The following is a 25,060-nucleotide window of genomic DNA, read 5'->3' as shown; positions in this document are numbered from 1 at the left end:
CAAGTCGATCATCGGCTTGCCACTAAGCACACACACCTCGATTCCTATCTAAGCAAAACACATAATCTGCTCTCAGTTTCCAAATTACTTCTTTTCAAAATCAGTAAACTTAGTTATCCTTAGGGCGAAATGTCGCCAATCGCTATAACCCTCATTCTCCTTTTAGTAGCGATCGTTTTATTCGCTAGCGAGAAACTGCCCGTTGATGTCATCGGTATTTTGCTGGTGATGGGTCTGATACTGACCCGCGTTCTGACGGTGCACGAGGCGGTGGCCGGATTTGGCAACGACATAATAATTACGATCGGCGGACTTTTTATATTGGTCGGGGGACTGATCAAAACCGGGATGGTCGATATGCTCGGCCGCCGAATGCATAAGATGGCAGGCGATAGTGAGTTTATCCTCACAGCCCTGATAATGCTCGCCGCGGCGATCGGAGCTTCGGTTCTCAAGAATACGACCACCACAGCGATGTTTCTACCGGTCGTGGTCGGACTCGCCGCCAAAGCCAAGATCCCGCCGTCAAAATTGCTTATGCCGCTTGCCTTCGGGGCTATCCTCGGCGGCAGCTGCACACTCATAGGCACATCGACCAATCTTGCGGTCAGCGGCGCGATCCAGCGTTATGGCCAAGCACCATTCTCGATGTTTGAGCTTGCGCCGGTCGGAATCATTACCTTTTCGGTCGGGATGATATATATGCTCCTGATCGGCCGGCGGATGTTGCCGAGCCGCGGCGGCGAAGAGTCATTTACCGAGCAATACAATATCCGAGATTATATCTCCGAACTGATAGTCCTGCCCGATTCGCCGCTTGTCGGTAAAACTCTGGACGAGGCCGGCATCAATACCGAACTCCAGCTCACGATCCTCGGCATCGTTCGTGACGGTGAGCGCATATCGGCTCCGGGGTCGAGCGAGCGTATCCAGCGGCGCGATTCACTGATCGTTGAGGGTAAGGTCAGCGATATTCTGCGCGTAAAAGAGGCGGTCGGACTCGAGATCAAGCCCGATATCTTGCTTAACGACGTCGATCTTGAGAGTGAGGATGTCGAACTTTTCGAACTCTTGGTGATGCGTGATTCGCGACTGGTCGGCCAGTCGCTCAAGGGCCTCAGATTTCGACAAACCTACGATCTGACCGTATTGGCGGTCAACCGTCACGGTGAGACATTCGTCAACAAATTAAGTGACGTACGGTTCATATTCGGTGACGTTCTGCTTGTTCAGGGCAAGCGGGACGGGATCGAACCACTCGTAGACGATCGCGAGGTGCTTTTGCTTGACGATGTTTCGGACGCCACCGTCCGCGTCGAAAAGCGTAAATGGGCGATGGCCGCATTTGGCCTGTTCCTCGCACTTTCGCTGACAAAGGTCACGATCGGATTTGATGTGCCGCTTGCGGTATGTGTACTCGCCGGCGTTATGGTCTTGCTTGCGACCAAAACAGTTCGTTACAGCGAGATGTATTCGCTGATAGATTTTCGTCTGTTGGTTTTGATCGCCTGTATGATGAGTTTTGGCGTCGCAATGGAAAACACCAAGGCGGATATTTATTTGGCGTCGCTCATCAATGAACATTTTGCGCAATATGGAAGTAATGCGGTGCTGGCGGGCTTCTTCATTCTGACTGTGGCACTCACTCAACCGATGTCAAATCAGGCTGCCGCTCTCGTCGTGCTGCCGGTGGCGGTCAAGGCGGCCATCGCTCTCGGTGTCAATCCACGCACATTTATAGTGGCGGTAACGTACGCTGCATCATTCTCGTTTATCACGCCGCTCGAACCCGCGTGTGTGCTGGTTTACACGCCGGGACGGTATCGTTTTATGGATTTTGTGAAGGTCGGCACGATCCTTACTATCATCGTCTTTTTTGTATCGATAGTTATGGTGCCGATCTTTTGGCCGCTCTAATGGCCCCGAAAGTTGAAGAGATCGCGAAACGAAAAGCCGCGTTTTAAGGTCAATATCAGTCCGATAACGGTCCAGAAAAGCGTCCGGCCCTTTCGGATCACAGTGACCGTCACGGCGACACCTGCGGCCAAAGCGACGGTCTCACCTATAAACTGAGCACCGGCCTCATCGACCCCGATCGCCATCGGTATCAATTTGAAGATGATCGTGATCAGACGACTTACAGTCTCAAGCGAAAATGCCGTCAGAAAGGTCGGGAATGCGTCGGAAAGCCGGCTAAGTATGTACCAAACCTCGATCACACCTAGTGCGTGGTACAACGCTTCGAGCAGACAGATCGGCAGGAAACGCTTAGGATAGCGTCGATAAAAGCCGAATATCATATTCTCGAAAAGGCGAACCTGAAGCCGGCCGTGTTCCAGGATCCCGCGTGCAAATCCGCGTTGATACAACTTTTCGCAGAGTTCACTGGCGATGTGCCATTGTCGGATCACTAGCAGAAACAGAAAGATCAGGACCGCAATTATCAGGCCGATCGCAATATCGATCGTCACGACCCAACTTTCATCAAGCGTGAAACTGCGCAGGATCGTGATCGATCCGACGATCAGGAAAATACTGGTCAGCAGACTATAGAAAAGGTTTTCCGTCGCAACTGACGAGAGCCCGACGACAAGCGGGACGCGGTGCCTGACGGCAAGTGCCTTTGACGTACCGCTTACAACAATTCCGAGCGGAATGAGACTGCTCATCGCCTCGCCGATCACGACCGCCGGCATTGTGTCGCGAAAGCTGAGCTTATATGGCTCGTAAACAGACAGTGACCACGCACTTGCCCTCGTTGCCATCCGCAGAAAAAAGATCACCAGAATTATGGCGAAACCGACTGTCCCGAACCGCGAAATGCCGCCGATCAATTCGCTAAACCCGACCGAGTATATAAAATACGCAAACAGAGCGATTCCCAACACGGTCAGGATCGCGCCCGCGAGTTTGAGTCGGCCGAGATTGCCATTGGACTTTTTAGTTGGTGGTGGGCCGTGATCTTCGGCGTCTTGTTCAGGGTTCACTGCGTTGCCTTTAAGCCTACTAGTGACTAAAATGGTATTTTATCGAAACCTAAATAACAAAACACTTGAAGGGAATTAAATTATGAGTACTGCAACTGGAACCGCCTTATCAAATGCCGGCCTGACTGTTTTATCCGAAGAAGAGGAACTGTTCCGGTCTTCGGTTCGCGAATTTGCCGAGGGTGAAGTACGGCCGCGAGTCGAACATATGGAGCAAGCTGCAAAGCTCGACCCCGAACTTATCAAGCAATGTTTCGAACTCGGCCTGATGGCTATCGAATCGCCTGAGGAATACGGCGGTGCCGGTTCGACGATCTTTAACGCGATCCTCGCCATCGAGGAACTCGCGCGTGTTGATGCCAGTGTGTCGGTGTTTGTCGATGTTCATAACACGCTCGTCACCAATGCTTTTATGCGTTGGGGCAGCGACGAACTCAAAAAGAAATATATGCCTCAGCTCGCCGAAGGCAGGGTCGGGGCGTACGCACTCAGTGAAGCCGGTTCGGGCTCGGACGCGTTTGCTCTCACGACCCGAGCGGTCGACAAGGGCGACTATTGGGAATTAACCGGCCAAAAACTCTGGATCACCAACGGCAACGAAGCCGAGATCTTTGTGACCTTTGCCACTATCGATCCGGCCGCCGGATACCGTGGAATTACCGCATTCATCATCGAAAAGCAGTTCGAGGGTTTTACCGTCGGCAAGAAAGAAGACAAACTCGGCATCAGGGCCTCAAGCACCACCGAACTGATCCTCGACAACTGTAAAGTGCCGAAAGAGAACGTGCTTGGCGAGGTCGGCAAGGGCTACAAGGTCTCGATCGAAACTCTCAACGAGGGCCGCATCGGAATCGGTGCCCAGATGCTCGGCATCGCTCAGGGGGCGTACGAGGCAGCTCTCAAATACACCGCCGAACGAGAGCAGTTCGGACAGTCGATCAATAATTTTCAGGCCGTCCAGTTTCAGCTTGCCGAAATGGCGGTCGAGATCGAAGCCACACGGCTTCTGGTTTACAATGCCGCCCGCCTAAAAGACGCCGGAAAGCCTTTTCTCAAGGAAGCGGCAATGGCCAAGCTCTACTCGTCGCGCTGTGCCGAGGCGGTGGCGTCCAAGGCCATCGAGCTCTTCGGCGGCTACGGCTACGTCAAAGATTATCCGGTCGAAAAATTCTGGCGCGACTCAAAGATCGGAGCGATCTATGAGGGCACGTCAAATATGCAGCTGCAGACAATCGCAAAGCTGATAATGAGCGGAAAATAGTGGGCAAACATATCGTACTAACCACGATAGGTTCTTTGGGCGATCTTCATCCGATGATCGCCCTTGCTATTGAACTTGAAAAACGCGGGCATCGGACGACGATCGTCACCACCGAATTCTATCGTGAAAAGATCGAGGCTATAGGGCTCGACTTCAAGCCAATGCGGCCAAATATGTCGCCGGATGATCCGGAACTTATGCGGCACGTTATGGATCTTAAAAAGGGGCCGGAGTTTATTATCCGTGAGCTTTTTATGCCCCGTTTGCGTGAAATGTATGATGATCTTTCGGACATTGCATCGGAGGCGGATTTCATCATTTCGGGTGAACTCGTGTTCGCAACCAAGGTTCTCGCCGAACAGAAAGGCCTTAAATGGGCGATGGCAGTTTTACAGCCCTCGGCATTTTTTTCGGCCTATGATCCGTCCGTTCTTGCACCGTTGCCGTGGACGAAATACCTGCGCAACGCTCCGACGATCTTTCATCAGGCTTTGTTAGGGATCGGAAAGCGGATGAGCAAGAGCTGGACCAAGCCATTGGCCGATCTTCGCCGCGAACTCGGCCTCACCGAACTAGATGAACTGCTGTTCCACGACAAATTTTCGCCTCATCTGAATCTCGCGATGTTTTCTCAGATCATCGCCTCCCCACAACCCGATTGGCCGGAAAATACTGTACAAACAGGATTTGTCTTCTATGATAAACAAGATCATAGCGCGGAAATTCCAGCGGCTCTTGCAAAATTTCTTGACGCGGGCGACCCCCCGTTAATTTTCACGCTAGGATCGGCCGCCGTTCGAACCGCCGGAATGTTCTATGAAGAGAGCATTAGAGCGGTGAAAAAGCTGAATAAACGTGCGATCTTGCTGGTCGGCCAGAATGAGCTAAGACAGGATCTACCGGATAACATTGCGGTCTTTGACTATATTCCGTTTTCCGAAGTTTTATCTCGAGCGGCCTGCGTCATTCACCAGGGCGGGGTCGGAACGACCGCACAGGTTTTGCGGGCCGGCGTTCCGCAACTTGTAATGCCATACAGTTTTGACCAACCGGACAACGGAGCAAGGGTCGAACGGCTTGGCGTCGGGCGGACGATATCGAGAGATAAATACAACGCAGCATCTGCGGTCGTTCTATTAAATGATCTACTTGGTGATCCGGCCTATTTGCAGAAAGCTCGGGCGATCTCGAAAATTGTTGTAGATGAGAACGGCATAAAAGATAGCTGCGACGCAATCGAGGACCTATTATAGACTACGGTTTGAATGGTACTATTCATAAAAGATGGAAGATGATTTGATCCGTATACGCGAGGCAACGATAGCTGATGCGAAACTGCTCACCGATCTCTCGTACACCACTTTCTGGGATGCGTTCGCCCATCACCCTAAGAATGCGCCGGACGATCTCAACCACTATATGCGGCAGGCGTTCAATGTCGATCAGATCACGGCTGAGTTGGCAGAGGCAAATTCGATCTTTCTAATAGCAGAGGTCGATGGCAAGGCTGCCGGCTATGCCAAATTGATCCTCGACAGCACCGAACACGGCATCACAGCGATACGCCCTATCGAGCTTTCGCGGCTATATTCACATCAGGAGTACATTGGCAAAGGCGTCGGGCAAAATCTGATGGACGCCTGCTTTGAGTTTGCGATCGAAAATGCCCACGACGTTATGTGGCTCGGCGTCTGGGAGTATAATCCGCGTGCGCAAAGGTTTTACGAAAAGAACGGTTTCCGCCAGGTCGGCCGCCACGTCTTCCAACTCGGAAACGACCCGCAGACCGATCTGCTGATGCAACGGGCGATCTGATGTCACCGAATTACAATAACTCGCGCATGCGGTCGGCAACTTCGGTAGCCTCCTTGATCTGCTGTTTGGTCATAGGCGGCCGATTTGCCGGAAGGCCATTCATAATATTTATCATTCCGGGATCGGTTTGTTCATAAACGCTCGCATATCTCACAAAAACCGTAACCCCGGAAGCCTTTCTAAGCGTGTCCTGCTTTTCCGGCGAAAACGCTAGTATTCCGCTTGAGCTGATCGTTACTACAGCCCATTTTGCAAAATAACTGTGAAGTACGTAGAGGGCACCGACAAGCGACCCGATCTCACTATCGCTTATACGGCCCACCTTCAATTCCGTTATGTTACCGACCGATACATTTGAAGCCAATATGTAAGCTGACGTTAAAAACGGACGCTTTAGTTCATAAGTTGACATATTCTCTACTCCCTTTCGAACGATAGTCTGATTTGATGACGAACGTAAGCAAACGAATTTGCTCAATATTAAGGTATGGGATATCCTTTCATCTGTGCGACAGATCACAAATCCCCCGAATCCCTATTCTCAATACTCATCCGAATACGTTGGTGAACCGCCGCCGACCAAGCTAGAGGTGTTTGAGGAAACTGCCACAAAAAAAGTTATAACGAAAGCGTTTTCGTCCGACTCGGATGGCGGCTGGCGCTACACGGTCAATTGCTATCGCGGTTGCGTTCACGGGTGTACTTACTGTTTTGCACGGCAATATCACGAATACCTCGGCTACGGTGCCGGAACTGATTTTGAGACCAAGATCGTCGTCAAACCCAACGCCCCGCAGTTGCTGAGACAGGAGTTAAAGAAATGCCGGGACAAGATGCCGCACCTCGATTTCTCATTCGCTACGGATCCGTACCTGCCTCTGGAGGCGAACTACGAACTGACGCGCAGATGTCTCGAGGTCTGCGTTGATTTTCGCGTGCCGGTCACCGTAATTACAAAAGCGCCACTTGTGACTCGCGATATCGACCTTTTGAAAAAACTCGAAAAGGTTTCGGTTTTCTTTTCAATGCCGTTTCTTACAAAAGAGAGGTCAAACCCGTTTGAGCCGTACACGCCGGTTCCCGAGGCGCGCTTTCGTGCAATGCGCGAGATCGCCGATGCCGGTATCGAGGTCGGCATCGGCATCGCGCCCGTAATTCCCGGCTATAATGAATCGGATATTCCCGGCCTGCTCGAACGCGCCAAGGAGTGCGGTGCAAAACGGGCATTTATGTCGATGCTGCACCTCGATACCGATTCGATCGAGGCGTATTTTGTCCAAAAAATGCACGACCGTCTGCCGCCGACCCGTGTGACTAAGATCATTAATACGATGAAACGCGAACGCGGCGGCACACTCCGCCACGCGACCTACAAAGACCGTATGACCGGCAAGACCGAGCAATGGGAAGTGACGAAAAAGCTTTTCGCTTTTCACGCAAAGCGCCTCGGATTTCGCCGGCACGAAAAGCCCGCCGAGCCCGATCGGGTCGCCGCCCCTTTCCAACCTAAGCTTTTCTAGTCCATCGAATGAGCACATTGACTTAAAACACGTACAACGTCTTAACGCACGCGGCACTCAAAGCATTCAGGTGCATTTCAAAAGTTTGCTTATGGAGGGTTTATGAGATCCAGATTTATTGCGTTGGTATTGATCATGGCCGGTATCGCGGCATTTGGTTCGGAGATTTTTGCTCAGAAAAAGGGAAAAGAGTTGAAGGCGGCCGAGGAACGTGTCGATAAGGCATCGGCAGTTGTCAGAGATGTGATGCGGATCAACGAAAAGGCGATCCCGCGCGACCTGTTGGCAAAGGCAAAGGCGATCGTTGTTTTTCCGGGAGCGTTAAAGTTCGGATTTATTCTCGGTGGCCAGGGCGGTGAGGGTGTTGTCATTCGACGGTTGGCGAACGGCTGGAGCGCACCGGCATTTATGAATATGGCCGGCGGTAGCATCGGAGCGCAGATCGGCGGGCAAAAAACCGACTACGTTTTACTGATAATGAATGAAAAGGGTCTCAAGGGCCTGCTTGAAGACAAATTTGAGATCGGCGGCGAAGGCAGCGTCTCGGCCGGCCCCGTCGGACGTACGGCCGCGGCTTCGACCAACGTGACGTTAGACGCCGAGATATTGTCGTATTCACGAAGCCGTGGACTCTTTGCCGGCGTCGCGTTAAAGGGCGTTGTGATAAAACAGGACGAGAGCATCAATCAGGCGATCTATCAAAAATCGGCTAAGGAGATACTCGGCGGTACTGGCATGGAGTGGTCATCGGCCCCTGTTTCGCTGCAAGAGTTCTCTAAATTAGTGGCGACCTATGCTAAATGATAGCAAATTAAAATAGCAGAATAACGGGCGCCGCTGCGATCGCGGCGCTTTTTTCTTATACATTTCGCGGTGTGATGTTAGTCTAATCGAATATGTCTAACCGAATCGAAGTCTTTAAGGAAATGCTCGCCAACGACCCTGAGAACACGATGGTAATGTTTGGCTTAGCCAAGGAATATGAAAAGCTCGGGCAGCACGAGGATGTCATCGAACTGCTCGAGACCTATATTGCTCGTTCTGATGACGAGGGTAACGCCTACGGCGTGCTCGCAAATGCTTACGTTTTGTCGGGTGATCGCGAATTGGCCATTGAAACCTACAAAAAAGGGATCGACGCATCAATGGCCCACGGCCATCCGTCGATGGCCAATGAGTATCGGATGACCTTGGATCTTGATTTTTCCGACGAATGATCTGTGATTAAGAGCCACTTTATTCTCTATGTTTCGGACCAGCGGGCAAGTGCTGCGTTTTACGAAGCGGTTTTGGACGTACGGCCTGTTCTTGACGTGCCTGGAATGACCGAATTTCGTCTCGGCGATGAGTCGGTTCTGGGTTTGATGCCCGTAGAGAGTGCATCGCGTCTCTTGGGGCGTCCAATAGGGAAAACTGCGGAGCCTCGGGCTGAGATCTATCTGATCGTGGATGACCCCGCCACTTATCACAAAAGAGCATTGGCCGCCGGTGCCGAAGAGATCAGCCCTTTGTCACGGCGCGATTGGGGGCACGACGCAGCGTACTCCCTCGATCCGGACGGTCACGTGCTTGCGTTCGCCAAGGAAACCCGCAATTAGAAGTTCGCCAGATCTGATCGACGATCAACTGTTCCAGAAAACGCCGTAGATCTTGCCGCCGCTCACCATATCGCCCCACCAGCGATTAAGTCTGACAAACGCGGTATTGTTTGGTGCGAAAAAGTCGAAGAATCGATACGTCACGATCAAAACGAACAAAAGCGGAGCCGTAAATATCAGGATCGCAGGTAAAACCCGATCGAACACAATATAAGCCAATGCCAGTCGAAACAGACCCACCAAAAACGAACTGATCCCGACAAGGAATACGAACCGAAGTGCGATAAGCCCCCATTCGCGTTCTTTCATAAATCGCCTGTAATCCGAAAGATGGAACGGTGTAAACAGAGCAGCAACAGCCAGCGTGACGAGTGGGCTTTGATAGATCGAGGTCATCGCCATCATCAGTAAAAGGCTACCGACTATAGTGCCGACCAAGGCTTCAATGATCAGAATGCAAAATCCCTTTAGGGTTTGAATGATCGGGCCCATCAATTTATTGGGTCGCCACACACGGCGTTATCGTGGCCTTTTTGATCCGCACGGGTTTGTCCGGCTTTTCGTCCGTAACGGCCGCCTTGTTGATCGCGTCCACTGTTTCCATACCGCTGGCGACACGCCCAAAAGCTGCAAATGTGCCATCGAGGTGCTGCCCGGGCCCGACGAGAATGAAGAAACTGGTCGTCGCGGTATTTGGCTCGTCCATTCGGGCCATTGAGAGGACACCGCGTTCGTGCAGGATCTTATTCGGCTCATCCGGAATTACCTTTCGGGCACGCATTCCAAGCGAAAAACTCATCTTGCCCTCGCGGGTGTATAGATTGCCGCCCTGAATCACAAATCCAGGCACGACGCGGCTAAATGTCGTAGTGTCAAAAGCCCCGATCGCAACGAGGTTGAGAAAATTCCGCACGCTTTCGCGAGCGCTTTCGGGATACAACTCAATGTCGATATTGCCTGCCTCAGTCTCAAACTTGACGCATTTTGAAACCATTGTGGCGACGTCTGCCGTATCAAAGGGTTCACTCTGCTGTTCAACCTTCGGTTCAGGGCGGACGTTTGCCTTGGGCAAAGGTGTTGACGACGGCGTCGGACTTTGTGCGAATGCCGCCGCGGCAAAAATACTAAAGGAAAATAGTGCTGGCAAAAGGTTCTTTAACATTTCGTTTCTTTTGGTGTATTTTCGATAAATCCGGTCAATAAGTAAAGGTATTAAAATAAAGGAAGCTAAAGCAATGAAAAATCTATCCTGGTCGATCTTTGTACTTCTGTTCTCATTTACAGCGATCTTGGCACAGCGTGAGCTCGGCGTCCGCCCGACCGACTCGGGCGGGCCTCTTATGTTCGAACAGGCCGTTTTTGATGTCCAAAATTACGATATTTCCATCTCGGCGGATCCCAAGACAAAATCAATTGCGGGCACGACCGTAATGACGGCGCGGACGGTCATCCCGACAAATGTGATCGTACTCGATCTCGATTCCGCTTATACCATTAGCAAATTGACCGACGGTATCCACGATCTCAAATATGAACGAAAGGCCGGAAAGATATGGATATGGTTTCCGATGACCAAGCAGGTCGGCGAAGAGATCAAGACCTCGATCACCTACGCAGGTGTACCTAAGGAGGCACCGCGTCCGCCCTGGGTCGGCGGTTTTATGTGGAAAAAAACACCAAATGGAGCTGACTGGATATCGGTCGCACTTCAAAATGACGGCGCCGATCTGATGTTTCCCTGCAAGGACCATCCGTCGGACAAGGCGGCGACCGTATCGATGCATATTACCGTACCCGATCCACTGATGGCGGTCGGTCCCGGCAAATATCAGGGCGTTAAGAAAAACGCCGACAGCACGTCTACGTACAACTGGCGAATGACCAACCCGATCGCTAATTACTCGATCGTTTTCAACGCGGCCCCGTACAAGATCATCGAGGACAAATATACGACCGCAACGGGCGAAACAATGCCGATATATTTCTACATTTTGCCCGAGAGCTTTGAAAAAGGAGCGCGTCTGATCGCCGAACAAAAAAAGTACCTCGCATTTTACGAAAAATATCTTGGGCCGTATCCGTTTCGCTCGCAAAAGGTCGGAATAGTCGAAACTCCGCATCTCGGTATGGAACATTCGACCGCGATCGCATACGGCAACCAATTCAAATACAACGACGACGGTACTGACACCTTGCTGCTGCACGAGTTTGGTCACGAATACTGGGCTAACCTCGTTACCGCCAGCGACTGGCGCGACTTTTGGATCCACGAGGGTTTTCAGTCTTATATGGACACGCTCTACACCGAGACACTGCACGGCAAAGATGCGTATATGAGATCGATGCGCAATCGGCAGCGAGGCTTTAAGAATAAGCAAGCCGTCGCACCTCGGGAACCTAAGCTCACCTATCAGGTGTATATGTCGGAGCCCGACTACGTTAATTCTGATGGCGATATTTATGGCAAGGGTTCGTACATCTTGCACACGCTTCGGTACTTGGTCGGCGACGCCGCATTTTTCCGCTCGCTCCGCCGTATGGCATATCCGACCAAAGCGATGGAAAAGCTCACTGACGGCAGCCAGGAACGCCTTGTCAATACCGATGATTTTTTGACGATCGTCAACGAGGAAAGCAAGATGAATCTCGACTGGTATTTCGAGTTGTACCTGCGTCAACCGAAACTGCCCACGTTAGTGTTTAGCACAACGCCGGAATGCACTAGCAATTGCACAATGAGTTTGAGCTGGCAAACACCAAATAATATGCCGTTTCCAATGCCCGTCGACGTGGTGATCGGCGGCAAAAGTCAACGGATCGAGATGAAAGGCGGAAAGGGATCGGTCACCTACAATGGCGCCGCTCCGGCGGTTGATCCTGACGGTTGGGTCTTGAAATCGCTTTCACGCTAGTAACTTCACCTACATTTTTTCTGCACAATTGACTCCCAAGGCCGACCGTTTGTCGTCGGCCTTGGGGAGGCTCATCTACCAGCCTGCGGTTTCAAAATTGCCCGAATCCGCCAGTTTTGCTATTTTAGAATGTTAACCCACTATTAATATTCGTTATATAAAGGATCAATCATAATGGCCACTGCGAGCAAAAAACTTAATACCAAAACTGCGTCAAAGACCGGAGCGAATGGCGGGAAATCGTCAGTTAACAAGTATCACGGACTTGATGCTAAGACTATGGTGGGGATGTACCGGACAATGTATATGTCCCGCCGCGTCGACGACAAAGAAATTCAGCTCAAGGGTCAGAACAAGATATTTTTCCAGATCTCCGGTGCCGGCCACGAGGGCGTACTTGTTGCCGCAGCACAGGCGATGAAGCCGGGTTACGATTGGTTCTTTCCGTATTATCGCGATCGTGCCTTGATGCTTGGGCTAGGAATGACGGCCCAGGAAATGCTCTGGTCGGCGGTCGGGGCCGAGGCTGACCCGAATTCGCACGGGCGACAGATGCCCTCGCACTGGGGCAGCACTAAGTTGAATGTTCCCTCGCAATCGTCCTGCACCGGGACACAGGCTCTGCATTCTGTCGGTGCCGCCGAGGCGAGCTATCGAGCCGGCTTGGTCAAGGGCCTTGAAAAAAAGATCACCGGATTTAAGGGCGACGAGGTCGTCTATATGTCGGTCGGCGACGGCACGACCAGCGAGGGCGAGTGGTGGGAAGCTCTAAATACCGCCAGCAACCTTAAACTGCCGGTCATTTTTGTCGTCGAGGACAACGGCTACGCTATTTCGACACCGGTCGAGGTCGGTACGGCCGGGGGAGATATCTCGAAGTTAGTCGTTGGTTTTCCGGACCTGCTCATTCAAAAGGTCGATGGTACTGACGTGCTTGCGTCGTACGAAGTATTCAAGAACGCAGTTGAATATTGCCGGGCCCGCAAAGGGCCGGCCTTCGTCCACGCCAAGGTAATTCGCCCGTATTCACATTCGCTTTCCGACGACGAAAAGCTCTATCGCCCAGCCGAGGAGCTCGAGGCCGATAGGGCGACCGATCCGATCGGAAAGTTTGCCGAATTTTTGATGACAGAGGGCATTGCCTCCTCGGAGGCGCTCGAGGCGCTCAGAAAGGATGTTGACGCTGAGGTCAATACGGCATCGGATATCGCTATCGAAACGCCGCAACCGGCACCCGAAACAGCATATCGAAACGTCTTTTCGCCGGATATCGATCCGACGGACCGACAGCTTTTTGACACTGAAGACGGAGCCGAACTGCACGGTAATGCCGGTACAATGGTCGATCTGATCAATCGGTGTATGCACGAAGAAATGAAGCGTGACGAGCGCATCGTCGTCTTCGGCGAGGACGTGGCCGATTGTTCGCGAGAGGAGTATCTCGAACTGGTCAAGGGCAAGGGCGGCGTGTTTAAGGTGACGGCAAATCTTCAGCGTAAGTTTGGCTCGGCTCGCGTTTTCAACTCACCGCTGGCTGAGGCAAATATTATCGGCCGGGCCGTCGGTATGGCTCTGCGTGATCTAAAGCCGGTGGTCGAGATCCAATTTTTTGATTATATCTTTCCGGCATTTCACCAGATCCGCAACGAGGTTGCAGTCACGCGTTGGCGCTCTGACGGCGACACGAAATGCCCGATGGTCATTCGCGTTCCGGTCGGCGGGTATCTCAAGGGCGGCGCCGTGTATCACTCGCAATCGGGTACGACCCTTTTCGCACATACGCCGGGTCTGATGATCGCTTATCCATCGACGGCGCTCGACGCCAACGGCCTTCTGCGGACGGCAATCCGCTGTGACGATCCCGTCTTGTTCCTTGAGCACAAGCATCTATATCGTCAGGTGTATAACAAGTCGCAGTATCCGTCGAAAGATTTCCTTATCCCGTTTGGCAAAGCGAAAAAGGTCCGCGAGGGCAATGATGTGACCATCGTGACCTTTGGGGCATTGGTCGAACGGTCAAATCAGGCTTGCAAGCGGCTCGAGCAACAAGGTATCTCGGTCGAACTGATCGATCTGCGTACGCTCGTCCCATACGATTGGGAAGCGATCGCCGAGTCTGTTAAAAAGACCTCGCGCGTCATCGTCGCTCACGAAGATCCTATCTCGTACGGTTACGGAGCCGAGATCGCCGCACGCATCTCTGATGAGCTTTTTGAGTACCTCGACGCTCCGGTTCGCCGCGTCGGAGCGACCGACACATTCGTAGCCTACGCTCCGCAGGTCGAAGATTTCATCCTGCCGCAGTCGGAGGATGTGGAAAAAGCTGTGCAGGAATTGATGAGGTACTAGACAAAGAATTAACCGCAGATGACCGCAAATGAATACAGATATTTACAAGATATTTTCAGATAAGTTGGATCGAAAAGCCCTATTGATCTTTGATCTATGCACATTTGGGTTCATCTGCGGTTAAACTTCTTTTAATTTATAGACACCGGTCGTGAGACGCTTCGCAAATCCCTCATCGACAAGTTCGTGATTTGCCTTACCTGACTCCCGACGGGAGAGGCCGAATTTGCCAGACAGTTCGCCTAACAGCGTCAACCCGCACATTTGCAAATAGCATCGGGCGAGTTCGCGGACAGCATCTTCCCGGGACATTCTGATTTCCATTTCTTCGGAAAATCGGGCCTCAGCCGGTGTCCAGATATACGTAAATTTTGGGACGTACACCACTTCACGTGGGACGATCTTCATTCGCCGTTGCAGTTCGTCCATTGCCCGAGTCAGATCTTTTTTGTCCTTAAAGCCGCACTCTTCGCGGAGGTCACCGGTCGTCATTTCCCACTCTTTTCTCAAAACGGCCAAAACGCGCTGAGCATCGATAGACAAAATGCCGGCCTCACCCTTACGCGAACAACCCCATATTGCGTTGAAAACCGGTATCATCCTTTTAGCCAGAAACATCGAATTGCCCTTGACCAACTTTCCGTAATAGACCTTGCCGCGAGCTATCACCTCATCCTTTAGTACCCAAGCACGGCTTGCTTCGAAATCCTTTTGCACGTTTCGCGGCAGATGAGCGTCGCGTCGGCCGCAGACGGCGATGTAGACCGACGGCAACATCTTTCGCACATCGGTCAGGCCAAGACAGAAGCCCAGATCCTCGACCATCGTCTCGACCTCATCGGCAGTATCAACCTTTAGCGACTCCTCGCGACGCCATTTGCGGTCGCGGTATAGTTCGATCTCTTCGGGTAGCTCTCGCATAAGAATTTAACCGCAGATTAACGCAGATCGGAGCAGATGGAAAGCTAAGCGAAAAAAAGAGCGACCGTGCGGCCGCCCTTTTTGATCAGTTGCTGGTGAGATAGTTCTGCTATTTATCTTGCGGCTGCGACGAGCGTAAAGGCGATGATGACGTGACCGTGATGGTCGAACCCTTCATCAACTGCAGATCATCACGGCCCTGGATGGCGACCGACCCTGCACCGGCACCGCCGCCGATGATCGCTCCGATCGCGGCACCCTTGGCACCGCCGGCGATGACACCGATCAAAGCGCCCAGGCCTGCACCGATGCCGCCGCGTTTTACAGACTCCTTGGTCTGGCTGCCGCCCTTTGCACTTCCTTCGCTGTCGATCTTGACCGTTTTACCGTTCTGATCTTTGATCGTCTGCAGATTGGCGGCAAAGTCGTAGGTCTTGCCGTCTTGCAGGGTGATCTTTTCGAAATTAAATGTCACATTGGACTGACCCGTTACCTTACCCGATCGTCCGACGCCGGTCACGTAACCCTCGATCTTGGCTCCGCGAAATTCATCCGGCGACTGAACGGTCATAGTAAACCGATCGTTGTTCTGCGATGCCTTGGTATTGATCTCATTCTCCAAAACGCCGGTAATGACCACGCCGTTCGGCACGACAAAATCGCCGGTTCGTCCCGTTACAGTCGAGGGTGTCCCGCCATAAGTCGGGTTGCCGCCCTGGTCATTGTCCGAATATCCGCCGTTTGCGTCATTAATATTTCCGACCCGATCGATTCCCAAACGAGCGACCGCATCGGACTTGTTATAGACGCTTTCGGCAAACACGGTCTGATCAAGATAGCCGGTGGTCACGCGTCTCGAGACCTTGAGTGCCTGCCCATTGCTAAGAGATGTGAATGTGATCGTATAGTCGGTGTCGCCGCCGATGCTCGACACTGTCAGGGTTTGCCCGCTGACGGTTGCCCTTAGGCGGATCGATTTGCCGTTTCCGGCTTGTTCCACCTTTTCACGTCCGTCCGCGTTAAAGCTCACAGGCGCTGAGGTTGTCGTTGCCAACGTAACACGATCTCCGCGAATGTCGATGGCTATCTGGCCCGGCGCTTCCAGCTTTTCACGCAGATCTTCGCGGTCGTCGCTGCCAAGCTTGGCATTGTCGAGAATATCGTCGATCCGCTCACTGCGTGTGAGATCGAGATCGTACGTGCCGGAAAGTCCGACGCTGACGGTGTTTGGGCGATTGTTATCCTGATAGTCAACCACTGGCTGAGATTCATTCTCATCGTCCCAGGTATTTGATATGCCGTAATTAGTTCCGATCCGATCTATCTGCTGGGTTATCGCTTTCCAACCATCCTGAATCTTTCGGTTTTGCGAGGATGTGATCACGAACGAATTGATCTGTCGGGCATTCGTTATCATATCTTCGACATCACGGCGATTTTCACGCTTTTGATCGAGATTGCGCTGAAACTGCTTTACGCTGTCACGGAGCGATCGAATGTCGTCGGTCACGGCCGAAACATCGCTATTATTGTCCGAGCTACTCTGCATCTGATACCGCAGGTCGTATTCAAAATCGTCGAGCTTTGACGACAGCGTCCGAACCGCGTCACGCACATCTCGATCATTACGCTTTTGCGCCTGAGCGAGTCCAACAGTTCCAAATACTATGGTTGTGATCATTGCGATCATCGCCAACGAATTTCCGAATCGTTTCATATTTTCCATCCTATCCTCACTGAGCGTCGGGCGCGCACACGAACCCTACTAAGTATGTAGCATTTTTCGTGCCAATGGTTGTTCCAGTGATACTTCGGCTCGCATACCGATGTGATAAAATCACAAAAGACACACAGGAGAATGATATGGCAGAAAATGCATTAAAGGCGACCGTACAGTACGCCGGCGACGAATTCTTTATCGGCACGAGCCCAAGTGGACACGCCCAAGCTATTGATACTAAAGGTGATAGGCACGCGGCACCGACGCCGATGGAAATGCTTTTGGTGTCCGTTGCAGCCTGTACGGCGGCCGATGTCATCTCGATCTTGCAAAAGAAGCGACAGGATGTGACTGACTATAACGTCGAGATCAGCGGCACACGTGCCGACGATCATCCTCGTAAATTTACCGCGTTCCACGTTCACCATATCGTGCACGGACGTAGTGTTTCGGCGGATGCTGTCGAACGGGCAATCGAACTGTCGGATACCAAGTACTGCTCGGTTGCGGCAACCGTGCGGCCAACTGCGGAGATCACGACAAGCTACGAGATCAAAGAGGTCTAAGATACGGTCCAATTTGTGGCCCACCGTGGTCCATTGCGGGCGAATGGGACAGGGCAGATTTTAGGAAACGTAGGTTTTATAGGCGTTTGAAGGCGTTTAGGTGTCCCAAAAGGTGGTCCATTTGGGACAAAATGGGCCATTTTGGACCGCTTTTGGGACAAAAACAGCTAAAATCGGGGCATTTTTGAGCGAAATAATAGGTCCTTTTCGTAGTTTTTGACCCGTTTGGGACAGATTTTGACCCCAAAAACCGCATAGGCAAGTTATCTATAGAGCCATTTGTTGACGATTCCCTATTAACGACGGATATTAACGTAAAGGGCGCAAATCGATCCAATATCGCAAACCCATTGGACGGTTGTTAAGGTAAACTGAATTTGCGAGCCTGGACATACATTTTCAACCTATCTGTAATAACCAATACAAGAGCTTTTGATCCCCAATGAAAAACTCCATAACTAAACTGATCTTATCTGTAACATTCGCCCTCCTTGCTAGCGGCCATTTTGCTGCTCAGGTGCCAACCGCTACCCTTATAAAGATCGTCAGGGCCGAAGACTCAAGGGCCTACGGACCACAGCTTGAGATCCTAATGAAATCACCTGACGCGGATGTCCGAAAGCGGACCGCACTCGCCGCCGGACGTATAGGTAACGAACGGGCGATCGCTGTTTTGACCGGTTTGCTCGAAAGCGACGTGTCGCAAGAAGTTCGTGAGATGGCCGCGTTCGCGATAGGCGAGATCGAATCGATCAATGCTACCGATGCGATTCTTAAAATTCTGGATCCGGACAAACGTCCTCGCGGAACCGCATCGGGCACAATCGCCCGTTCGGTCGAAGCCGCAGGCAAGATCGCTGCGGCAAACCCAAAGGATGAACGCTCGAAATCGCTTGGGAAAGCGATCGTCGCGATCTTAGACTTCGAACACAATAAGCGATCAGCGGCGCACGTGGGGATCGTATCGCTTTCGCTGACTGCTATTCTGCGGGCACGTCCCGAAGGTGGGGCGGATTCGGTCAAAAACTTTATTCGCTTTTCAGATCCGCGTGTCGTAGCAGTCGCTCTGAATACGCTTACGCGGCTTCGCGCAAAGAACGCCAATGCCGAGGTTCGCGAACTTCTGGCTGATCACAAAGATCCTACCGTGAGGGCAAACGCCGCTCGGGTGCTTGGTGCAGCGGAAGACAAAGGTGCATTCGACCTGCTGCTAAAGACGGCGATAAGCGATCAGGATCTACGTGTACGGGTTTCCGCCATACGCTCGCTCGCCGCCTTGAAAGACCATCAGGCCGCCGACAAACTGATCGAACGCGGAAACGAGATGCTTATACGGGTCCACGGCGATCCGGGACCTATACGGCCGGGACAAAAGGTCGATGACCTGAAGCCGATTGAAGTTCCGATCCCGAAAAATGAACTGCTTGAGATCGCGACAACTGTTGGACGCCTTTTAGCCAATACCGAAAAACCCGCGGCGATCTCATTTCTTTCCAATCTTCGCGAGGCCGACAATTTTGAATCCCCCGAGACCGAGATCGCATTAGCGCGTGTCGCACCAAAGGCATATCTATTGCTAACTCGTCCTGACGGAAGTTATCAGAATTTTCATATCGCATCGGCATACGGTCAGGGACTTGCCGAGATTGCAAGCCTTAAGGACGATATGATGACCGCCAAAGCGGGCGAGACGTTGACTAAATTCGTCTCGGGTATGGCCACCGGTGTTCGTCCGGCAGATCAAGCCACAATGCTCAAATCGATGCCCGATCTGACCGGTTCGCTCGCAGCCCTCAAGCCGGATAATTTGCCCGAAGTCCTTCGCGGACAACTGACAAATAGCGACGTATTTATCCGTGCTGCCGCTGCCGGTGCGATCGCCGACCTTCCGGCATCGAAAGAAAATATCGACGCTCTAAAAGCGGCATCTGCGGCCGCGATGATTACCGACAAATTCGACAGCGATGCGAAAATAGCGATCTTGGACGCTCTCACAAAGCTAGACAAAAAGGCAGCGGTCGGTTCGCTGCTAATGGCACTCAACGATCAAGATTACGTTATTCGCAGAAAAGCATTTGAACTATTGAACGATAAGGAACTCCAAATGCAGTCTCCAGGTATTGCCGTCTCGCTCGCCGCCGCCAAGTCGAAAAAGAAAGATCAGGTATTGCCGTATTCGTCAGTTTTTGCAACTACTCTTGGGGTGGTTATGAATAATGATGCTGACTATCGACGGGCGCTTTCGCGAAAGAACGGCTCGGTCAAGGCGGTACTAACGACGGAAAAGGGCACATTTTCGATAGAATTCGCTCCTGAACAAGCCCCACTAACCGTCGATAATTGGATCCATCTTGCCCGTACGGGTTACTTTAACGGCCTCGAGGTGCATCGCGTCGTGCCCAACTTTGTTATGCAGGATGGCGACCCTCGCGGTGACGGCAACGGCGGTCCGGGTTGGTCGATCCGCTGCGAGGTCAATATGCTGCCGTATGACCGCGGTGCCGTCGGTATGGCTTTGTCAGGCAAGGATACGGGTGGCTCGCAGTGGTTCGTCACACACTCACCGCAACCGCACCTCGACGGCGGTTATACGGTGTTTGGACACGTGAACGAAACGGATATGAAAGTCGTAGATAGTCTTGCCCGCGGTGACAAGATCTTGACAGTAAAGATAATTGGGAAGTAGTCCGTAATAATCCGCCGATCCGCCGCAATTGATATTTCTTATGGATAAGATCCAAAAGCAGGTCGAGATCGAAGAAGGCCTGGATAACCTGGCCCATTATCTGGATGGCCTTTTTCGCGTGCCCGGCACGGGGTGGCGGTTTGGGCTCGACGCCGTAATCGGGCTGATCCCGAACGTCGGCGATACGATCACGTCATTCGCTTCATTCTATATTCTGTTTGCCGGAGTTCGATACGGTGTTCCAAAGATCACGCTTCTCCGAATGGCCTTCAATATTGGTCTGGATTATGTCGTCGGGATGGTTCCGTTCATTGGCGACGCTTTTGACTTCGTGTGGCGCTCCAATAAACAAAATATGGACTTGATCCGGACGCGCGCCGCTGGTCAAGGGGAAGGGACGACCAGCGATTATCTTTTTGTATTTGGACTGATCGGGACTCTGATATTGATCCTGCTAAGTTCAATATTCCTCAGTTTCTATATTCTTGGGTGGTTGATCTGGACTATCTCAAACGGATTCTAGTAGACCAATACTAATTGAACCGCAAAAAGGCGCTCATCAGACCGTTAAGTCGTGACAAGCGCCGTTATTTAATAAATTCGTATTAAGCCGCAGCACCCTGCGTCGCAAACATTTTATCAAGAGCCGTCTGAAGCACGCCGATACCGAATTCGCCGGCAGCACGCGTCTTCAATTTCCCCTCGGCGTCAAATAAATAATAAACCGGAACCCATCCCTGTTCATTCAGGAAGGCGTCCTTGAGTTTGTGCAGGCTATCCACGGCAGTCGGTTCGACGATATGGTTAGCCTCGATCGCTTCTTTCACCGTCTCAAGATCCGTATCGGCCTCATATCGGGGCATATGTACCGCAACAGTCCGTAGGCCCAGTTCGCCGTACTTCGCTTTGATATCATTCAGTGCCGGCATCTTATCTTTACAGATACCGCACGAGACTGCCCAAAAATGAACAAGCGTAGGCTTGCCTTTGACGTGCTCAGCTATTTGCTCCGCTGTGCCGTTAAACCAGGTAGTCGCCCCGTCTAGATCCGGCATAGCATCTCCAATTCTCATTGGCATATTAATTTCTCCTTAGTAATACGAGTAAGTCCGTTGCAAAATTTGGCGGGTCGACTGATCGGTCAACCCGCCAAACCGAGCGAACCCTCTAAACTACACTTTCAAATTTTCCTGACCCGGCTTCCAATCGGCCGAGCACAATCCGCCCGTCTGCAACCCTTGCAGAACACGAAGCGTCTCGTCGACCGAACGTCCGATGTTCAGATCGTGCACTACCGCGTACTGAAGTACGCCATCCGGATTGATGATGTACAGGCCGCGAAGCGCGATGTTGGCTTCCTCAACCAGGATGTTGTACGCACGCGAAAGTTTACCGCCGACATCAGATGCAAGCGGGTACTTCAACCCCTCGATTCCGTTTTTGTCTCGCGGAGTCTTGATCCACGCACGGTGTGAATGAACCGAATCGGTTGAAATGCCGATCACTTCTGCTCCGACACCATTCAATTCGTCGAGGCGATCCGAAAAAGCAGTAAGCTCGGTCGGGCAAACAAATGTGAAATCGAGCGGATAGAACATAAGGATCAACCATTTGCCCTTGTAATCCGACAATTTTACGTTTTCGGCCAAGGTTTCCATATTCTTGGTCGACGGCATATTAAAGTCCGGTGCCGGCTTTCCGACTTTCGCCATTGTGACGGTGTTTTCAGTAGCAGTTCCTGTAGCTGTTGACATAATTTTATTATTCTCCTAGTTCAAATATTTTCCGCCGGTTAACGTTGGTAATAGAATTTTCAAAATAGCTATTATTAAAATTCTCCATCGCCACTGTCGTCCGACGACTCTCTATTAACGCAATCAGGGCAAACTCCCCTCAATGTAAACTCAAGTGATTCAGGCCTGAAGTTTGAGATCTCCGCGGCCTTTCTCACCAATTTGACCGGATGAACCATTTCGATATCAGCCAACGCACCGCACTTGGTACAAATGGCGTGATCGTGACGGCGCGTAATTCGGTCAAATCGACTCGCACCATTGCCAAACTGGATCTCGGCAATGTGCCCCGCATCTTTTAGATAACGGAGTGAGTTGTAAACGGTCGCAAAACTAATATTTGACGAAATAGTTTTTGCTTCACCAAAAACCTCGTTCGCTGTCAGATGGCTCTTGCTCGAGCGAATAACCGTTAGCACAAGTTCTCGCTGTTTCGTTAAGCCCTTTTCTTTGATCGGTGATAAATCCATAGCGTTACAACTTGTATTTAGAATAAGTATTATTCTAAATTTTGTCAAATGAACAGAGTAATCAAAAAGGACCTGTGGTAACAAAATATTGACTATGCGCGGTCACATTTAAGCTGTGAAGTGATCGGTACGATTAGCGGTGATCAAGTTTTTTGCAATAGAGTAACGACGAAAAGACAGAAAATGGCTCTAGTTTTTGGTCGCGACGAGGAGTTTGCGGCGGGCCTGTACTATGAGGCCGGGGCGTTTTGACATTACTTGGATGACCCGTTCCGCGATACCGCGGGTATCGATGACAGGGATCTTGGGCATATAGGTGACGACGTATGAAGAGTCGATCATACGGGCGACGAGTGGGGCTTTCGACTCCATTTCGTCGGGCGAGAGCGGTAGGACGAATTCGCCGTTAGTGTTTTCGGCTAGGCGCTCGAGGCGGTCCTGGCTGTCCTCTAGGTCGGCCTTGCGCGACTTCATCTTTTTGATAAGCGTGCGATCGAGGGTGATGGTCTTGGCGCGCGGGGCGGTGGCGACATCGCGGACGCCGTTTGGTAAGCCGGCGGCGACCTCGTCGGGCATCGCTTTGGGCGGCGGCGAGTTTGAGATGCTCTTGGTGCGCGGTTCGATATCGCCGGTCTCCATAAGGGTATAGCTAAGCACGTGGACGGTGATGTCGGTCGTAAGCAGACGCTGAAAAGCGTCAAATTTAGCCGACGAACGCCCCTGGCTGTCGGTGCCATCGGTGATGAGTACAAGGTGGCGATTTTCGAGCGGAGTGCGAAGCAGAAAGTCGGTCGCCATAGTGATCGCGTCCACAAAAGCGGAGCGGCGGCCGAAGTTTGTCTTACGGCTAATGGCGGCGAGAGTTTGCGTACGGTCGGTGGTCCATTCGTCGACGATCTCGGGTTTGTCGCTGTACTGCATAACGGCGACCGAATCGTCTGGTGCGAGGGATCGCGCAACGGCGCGGGCGACGGCGCGCGTTTTATCGAGGCTCTTGACGGCGCGGAGTTCGCCGCCGGTGTCGAGGACGATGAGCACATTGGCTGGCAAACGCCGCACGCTTGTGGGCTGATGCAGACGGTCATTTTCGGATATCACAAGGTCGTTTTCGGTGACGCCGGAATAGAATTTGCCGTTTTCGTCAAAGGCGAGGACGGTGAGCTTGATCTCCTCGGTCGTAATGCGGACGGTATCGTCGGCGGGCGTCGGTGTTGGGGTGGACTGGACGCGTCCGCTCTGGGCGAGGGTGGCGGCGGACGAGATGATAACGATCGCAAGAGCAACGGCGGACCGAGCGACGATCGTGGCAATGAAACGCTTCATAAGCCGGTATGATGCCCAAACGCCGCAAATCTTTGCTTGCGGCGGCGCCCTAAAGCTGGGGAAACTCCTCGACAAAATCGAGCAGATTGCCGACGTAGTCGCCAAAACGCGGGCAGACGATGCCGTGCGGAGCAAGCAGTTCGTCGGCGATGGCGGTGTCGTAGGTCTGCGAGATAAAAAAGTATGGTACGCCGGCGTGCGGCAGACCGGTCAGCGGCGGCGAGATACGCGTATTCAGAAACCACTCGGTGAGCTTAACGGGCGGGCTAAACTCTGACTTGCGGCCGGTCATATCGTGGGCGATCGCGTCAAAAAGCTCGGCGGTCGTCATTGGCGTCGGGTCGGCGATGGCTATCGTCTTGCCGATGGCCTGCTTATCGCGGGCGAGGGCGGCGATCGCCTCGACCACAAAATCAACCGGCACAAGATTGAGCCGCACCTTATCATTGCCGACATTTACCAGACGCAGCAGCACGGCGGCCTTGCGCAGATATTTTATAAGGTAATATATGCCGTCATACTTGACGGTCTCGCCGGTCACCGAGTCGCCGACGACGATCGCCGGGCGAAATATCGTTACCGGCAGATCGGCCTTGAGCCGCTCGACCTCGACCTCGGCGAGGTACTTGGTCTCCTCATAAAAGTTGCGAAAGCCGGCGTCGTGCTCGAGCTCGGTCTCGAGTATTTGACCGACGCGCTTGCCGGCGACGTAACAGGTCGAAATATAGTTGTATCGGCGAAGCTCTTTGACCGAGCGGGCAAAGGCGTTGACGTTACGGGTGCCCTCGAGATTGACGGCAAATGCCGGGTCGTGTGCGACCGCGAGGTCATAGATCGCAGCAAGGTGATAGATGTCGGTCGTCTCAAACCGAATGGTCTCGAGGTCGGCGGCGTCAATGCCGAGATCGGGCTGGCAGATGTCGCCCTCGACGATCACAAAGCTCTCTAGAGCCACGCCAGTCTCCTCGGCGATATCCTCGATGTCCTGCATCGCCTGCTCGACAAACTGCGGCTGCACCAGCAGATAAAACTGCGTCTCAGACCGAGCAAGCCTCGCCACCAGCCGCCCCGCAATAAACCCCGGAAACCCCGTAATAAAGATCGACTCTCGGTACAACATCACTGTCTATCATAGCAGA

General features: G+C 52.3%; 24 protein-coding genes. 13 read left to right on the top strand and 11 right to left on the bottom strand.

The window, feature by feature from the left end; translation table 11 throughout:
* The first annotated feature begins 129 nt into the window (after window positions 1-129).
* A complete protein-coding gene (locus tag IPQ00_13550; protein MBL0241586.1) occupies window positions 130-1,917 on the top strand; it encodes an SLC13 family permease in 1,788 nt (595 codons plus the stop codon).
* Here the strand turns inward: IPQ00_13550 and IPQ00_13545 are convergent.
* Window positions 1,914-2,987 (bottom strand): flippase-like domain-containing protein, encoded by a 1,074-nt coding sequence (locus IPQ00_13545; protein MBL0241585.1) that lies wholly within the window; start codon window positions 2,985-2,987, stop codon window positions 1,914-1,916. The two genes, IPQ00_13550 and IPQ00_13545, sit on opposite strands and share 4 nt — an antisense overlap.
* 82 nt (window positions 2,988-3,069) lie before the next feature.
* Here IPQ00_13545 and IPQ00_13540 point away from each other — a divergent pair, with 82 nt between their 5' ends.
* From IPQ00_13540 to IPQ00_13530, 3 genes are read left to right on the top strand one after another with little or no spacing between them, the layout of a single operon-like run.
* Window positions 3,070-4,248: an acyl-CoA dehydrogenase gene (locus tag IPQ00_13540; GenBank protein MBL0241584.1), complete on the top strand. Its 1,179-nt coding sequence runs from the start codon at window positions 3,070-3,072 to the stop codon at window positions 4,246-4,248.
* A gap of 53 nt (window positions 4,249-4,301) precedes the next feature.
* Window positions 4,302-5,501 (top strand): glycosyltransferase family 1 protein, encoded by a 1,200-nt coding sequence (locus IPQ00_13535; GenBank protein ID MBL0241583.1) that lies wholly within the window; start codon window positions 4,302-4,304, stop codon window positions 5,499-5,501.
* A gap of 31 nt (window positions 5,502-5,532) precedes the next feature.
* On the top strand, window positions 5,533-6,063 hold the full coding sequence (locus IPQ00_13530) for a GNAT family N-acetyltransferase (GenBank protein ID MBL0241582.1): 531 nt from the start codon (window positions 5,533-5,535) through the stop codon (window positions 6,061-6,063).
* A 10-nt stretch (window positions 6,064-6,073) separates the two neighbouring features.
* Here IPQ00_13530 and IPQ00_13525 read toward each other — a convergent pair whose 3' ends face one another.
* On the bottom strand, window positions 6,074-6,475 hold the full coding sequence (locus IPQ00_13525) for a hypothetical protein (GenBank protein MBL0241581.1): 402 nt from the start codon (window positions 6,473-6,475) through the stop codon (window positions 6,074-6,076).
* A 94-nt stretch (window positions 6,476-6,569) separates the two neighbouring features.
* On the opposite strand from IPQ00_13525, the gene IPQ00_13520 reads away from it, so the two are divergent.
* From IPQ00_13520 to IPQ00_13505, 4 genes are all read left to right on the top strand, one after another.
* The gene (locus tag IPQ00_13520; protein ID MBL0241580.1) at window positions 6,570-7,583 is read left to right on the top strand and encodes a radical SAM protein; all 1,014 of its coding nucleotides are present in this window, start codon (window positions 6,570-6,572) and stop codon (window positions 7,581-7,583) included.
* 102 nt (window positions 7,584-7,685) lie between these two features.
* Window positions 7,686-8,387: a lipid-binding SYLF domain-containing protein gene (locus IPQ00_13515; protein MBL0241579.1), complete on the top strand. Its 702-nt coding sequence runs from the start codon at window positions 7,686-7,688 to the stop codon at window positions 8,385-8,387.
* Between the two features lie 92 nt (window positions 8,388-8,479).
* The gene (locus tag IPQ00_13510; protein MBL0241578.1) at window positions 8,480-8,800 is read left to right on the top strand and encodes a tetratricopeptide repeat protein; all 321 of its coding nucleotides are present in this window, start codon (window positions 8,480-8,482) and stop codon (window positions 8,798-8,800) included.
* Window positions 8,801-8,806: 6 nt separating this feature from the next.
* Window positions 8,807-9,181, top strand: coding sequence for a VOC family protein (locus IPQ00_13505; GenBank protein MBL0241577.1), 375 nt, complete (start codon window positions 8,807-8,809; stop codon window positions 9,179-9,181).
* A 24-nt stretch (window positions 9,182-9,205) separates the two neighbouring features.
* Here IPQ00_13505 and IPQ00_13500 read toward each other — a convergent pair whose 3' ends face one another.
* Complete coding sequence (locus IPQ00_13500) at window positions 9,206-9,673, bottom strand: hypothetical protein (GenBank protein ID MBL0241576.1); 468 nt, start codon at window positions 9,671-9,673, stop codon at window positions 9,206-9,208.
* A gap of 4 nt (window positions 9,674-9,677) precedes the next feature.
* Window positions 9,678-10,175, bottom strand: coding sequence for a peptidylprolyl isomerase (locus IPQ00_13495; GenBank protein ID MBL0241575.1), 498 nt, complete (start codon window positions 10,173-10,175; stop codon window positions 9,678-9,680).
* 241 nt (window positions 10,176-10,416) lie between these two features.
* Here IPQ00_13495 and IPQ00_13490 point away from each other — a divergent pair, with 241 nt between their 5' ends.
* Both IPQ00_13490 and IPQ00_13485 read left to right on the top strand, forming a co-directional pair.
* Window positions 10,417-12,093, top strand: coding sequence for a M1 family metallopeptidase (locus tag IPQ00_13490; GenBank protein ID MBL0241574.1), 1,677 nt, complete (start codon window positions 10,417-10,419; stop codon window positions 12,091-12,093).
* A 174-nt stretch (window positions 12,094-12,267) separates the two neighbouring features.
* Window positions 12,268-14,442 carry a dehydrogenase E1 component subunit alpha/beta gene (locus IPQ00_13485; GenBank protein ID MBL0241573.1) on the top strand — a complete coding sequence of 725 codons (2,175 nt, stop codon included), beginning with the start codon at window positions 12,268-12,270 and terminating at the stop codon, window positions 14,440-14,442.
* A 120-nt stretch (window positions 14,443-14,562) separates the two neighbouring features.
* Here IPQ00_13485 and IPQ00_13480 read toward each other — a convergent pair whose 3' ends face one another.
* A complete protein-coding gene (locus IPQ00_13480) occupies window positions 14,563-15,363 on the bottom strand; it encodes a winged helix DNA-binding domain-containing protein (GenBank protein ID MBL0241572.1) in 801 nt (266 codons plus the stop codon).
* A gap of 109 nt (window positions 15,364-15,472) precedes the next feature.
* Complete coding sequence (locus IPQ00_13475) at window positions 15,473-17,080, bottom strand: hypothetical protein (GenBank protein ID MBL0241571.1); 1,608 nt, start codon at window positions 17,078-17,080, stop codon at window positions 15,473-15,475.
* 146 nt (window positions 17,081-17,226) lie between these two features.
* On the opposite strand from IPQ00_13475, the gene IPQ00_13470 reads away from it, so the two are divergent.
* The 3 genes from IPQ00_13470 to IPQ00_13460 all read left to right on the top strand — a co-directional run bounded on the left by IPQ00_13470 (window position 17,227) and on the right by IPQ00_13460 (window position 20,858).
* Window positions 17,227-17,649 carry an OsmC family protein gene (locus IPQ00_13470; GenBank protein ID MBL0241570.1) on the top strand — a complete coding sequence of 141 codons (423 nt, stop codon included), beginning with the start codon at window positions 17,227-17,229 and terminating at the stop codon, window positions 17,647-17,649.
* A 442-nt stretch (window positions 17,650-18,091) separates the two neighbouring features.
* A complete protein-coding gene (locus IPQ00_13465; GenBank protein ID MBL0241569.1) occupies window positions 18,092-20,335 on the top strand; it encodes a peptidylprolyl isomerase in 2,244 nt (747 codons plus the stop codon).
* Window positions 20,336-20,375: 40 nt separating this feature from the next.
* A complete protein-coding gene (locus IPQ00_13460) occupies window positions 20,376-20,858 on the top strand; it encodes a DUF4112 domain-containing protein (GenBank protein ID MBL0241568.1) in 483 nt (160 codons plus the stop codon).
* Between the two features lie 82 nt (window positions 20,859-20,940).
* Here IPQ00_13460 and IPQ00_13455 read toward each other — a convergent pair whose 3' ends face one another.
* The 5 genes from IPQ00_13455 to IPQ00_13435 all read right to left on the bottom strand — a co-directional run bounded on the left by IPQ00_13455 (window position 20,941) and on the right by IPQ00_13435 (window position 25,041).
* Window positions 20,941-21,408, bottom strand: coding sequence for a TlpA family protein disulfide reductase (locus tag IPQ00_13455; GenBank protein MBL0241567.1), 468 nt, complete (start codon window positions 21,406-21,408; stop codon window positions 20,941-20,943).
* Window positions 21,409-21,507: 99 nt separating this feature from the next.
* Window positions 21,508-22,047, bottom strand: coding sequence for a peroxiredoxin (locus IPQ00_13450; protein MBL0241566.1), 540 nt, complete (start codon window positions 22,045-22,047; stop codon window positions 21,508-21,510).
* Window positions 22,048-22,163: 116 nt separating this feature from the next.
* On the bottom strand, window positions 22,164-22,598 hold the full coding sequence (locus IPQ00_13445; protein MBL0241565.1) for a transcriptional repressor: 435 nt from the start codon (window positions 22,596-22,598) through the stop codon (window positions 22,164-22,166).
* 189 nt (window positions 22,599-22,787) lie between these two features.
* Window positions 22,788-23,921, bottom strand: coding sequence for a VWA domain-containing protein (locus IPQ00_13440; protein MBL0241564.1), 1,134 nt, complete (start codon window positions 23,919-23,921; stop codon window positions 22,788-22,790).
* A 49-nt stretch (window positions 23,922-23,970) separates the two neighbouring features.
* Complete coding sequence (locus tag IPQ00_13435) at window positions 23,971-25,041, bottom strand: SDR family oxidoreductase (GenBank protein MBL0241563.1); 1,071 nt, start codon at window positions 25,039-25,041, stop codon at window positions 23,971-23,973.
* Window positions 25,042-25,060 lie beyond the last annotated feature (19 nt).

Source organism: Chloracidobacterium sp. (assembly GCA_016720705.1).
GTDB lineage: Bacteria > Acidobacteriota > Blastocatellia > Pyrinomonadales > Pyrinomonadaceae > OLB17.
Note: the sequence above shows the minus strand (reverse complement) of the source record. Positions and strands in the feature narration are given on the sequence as shown.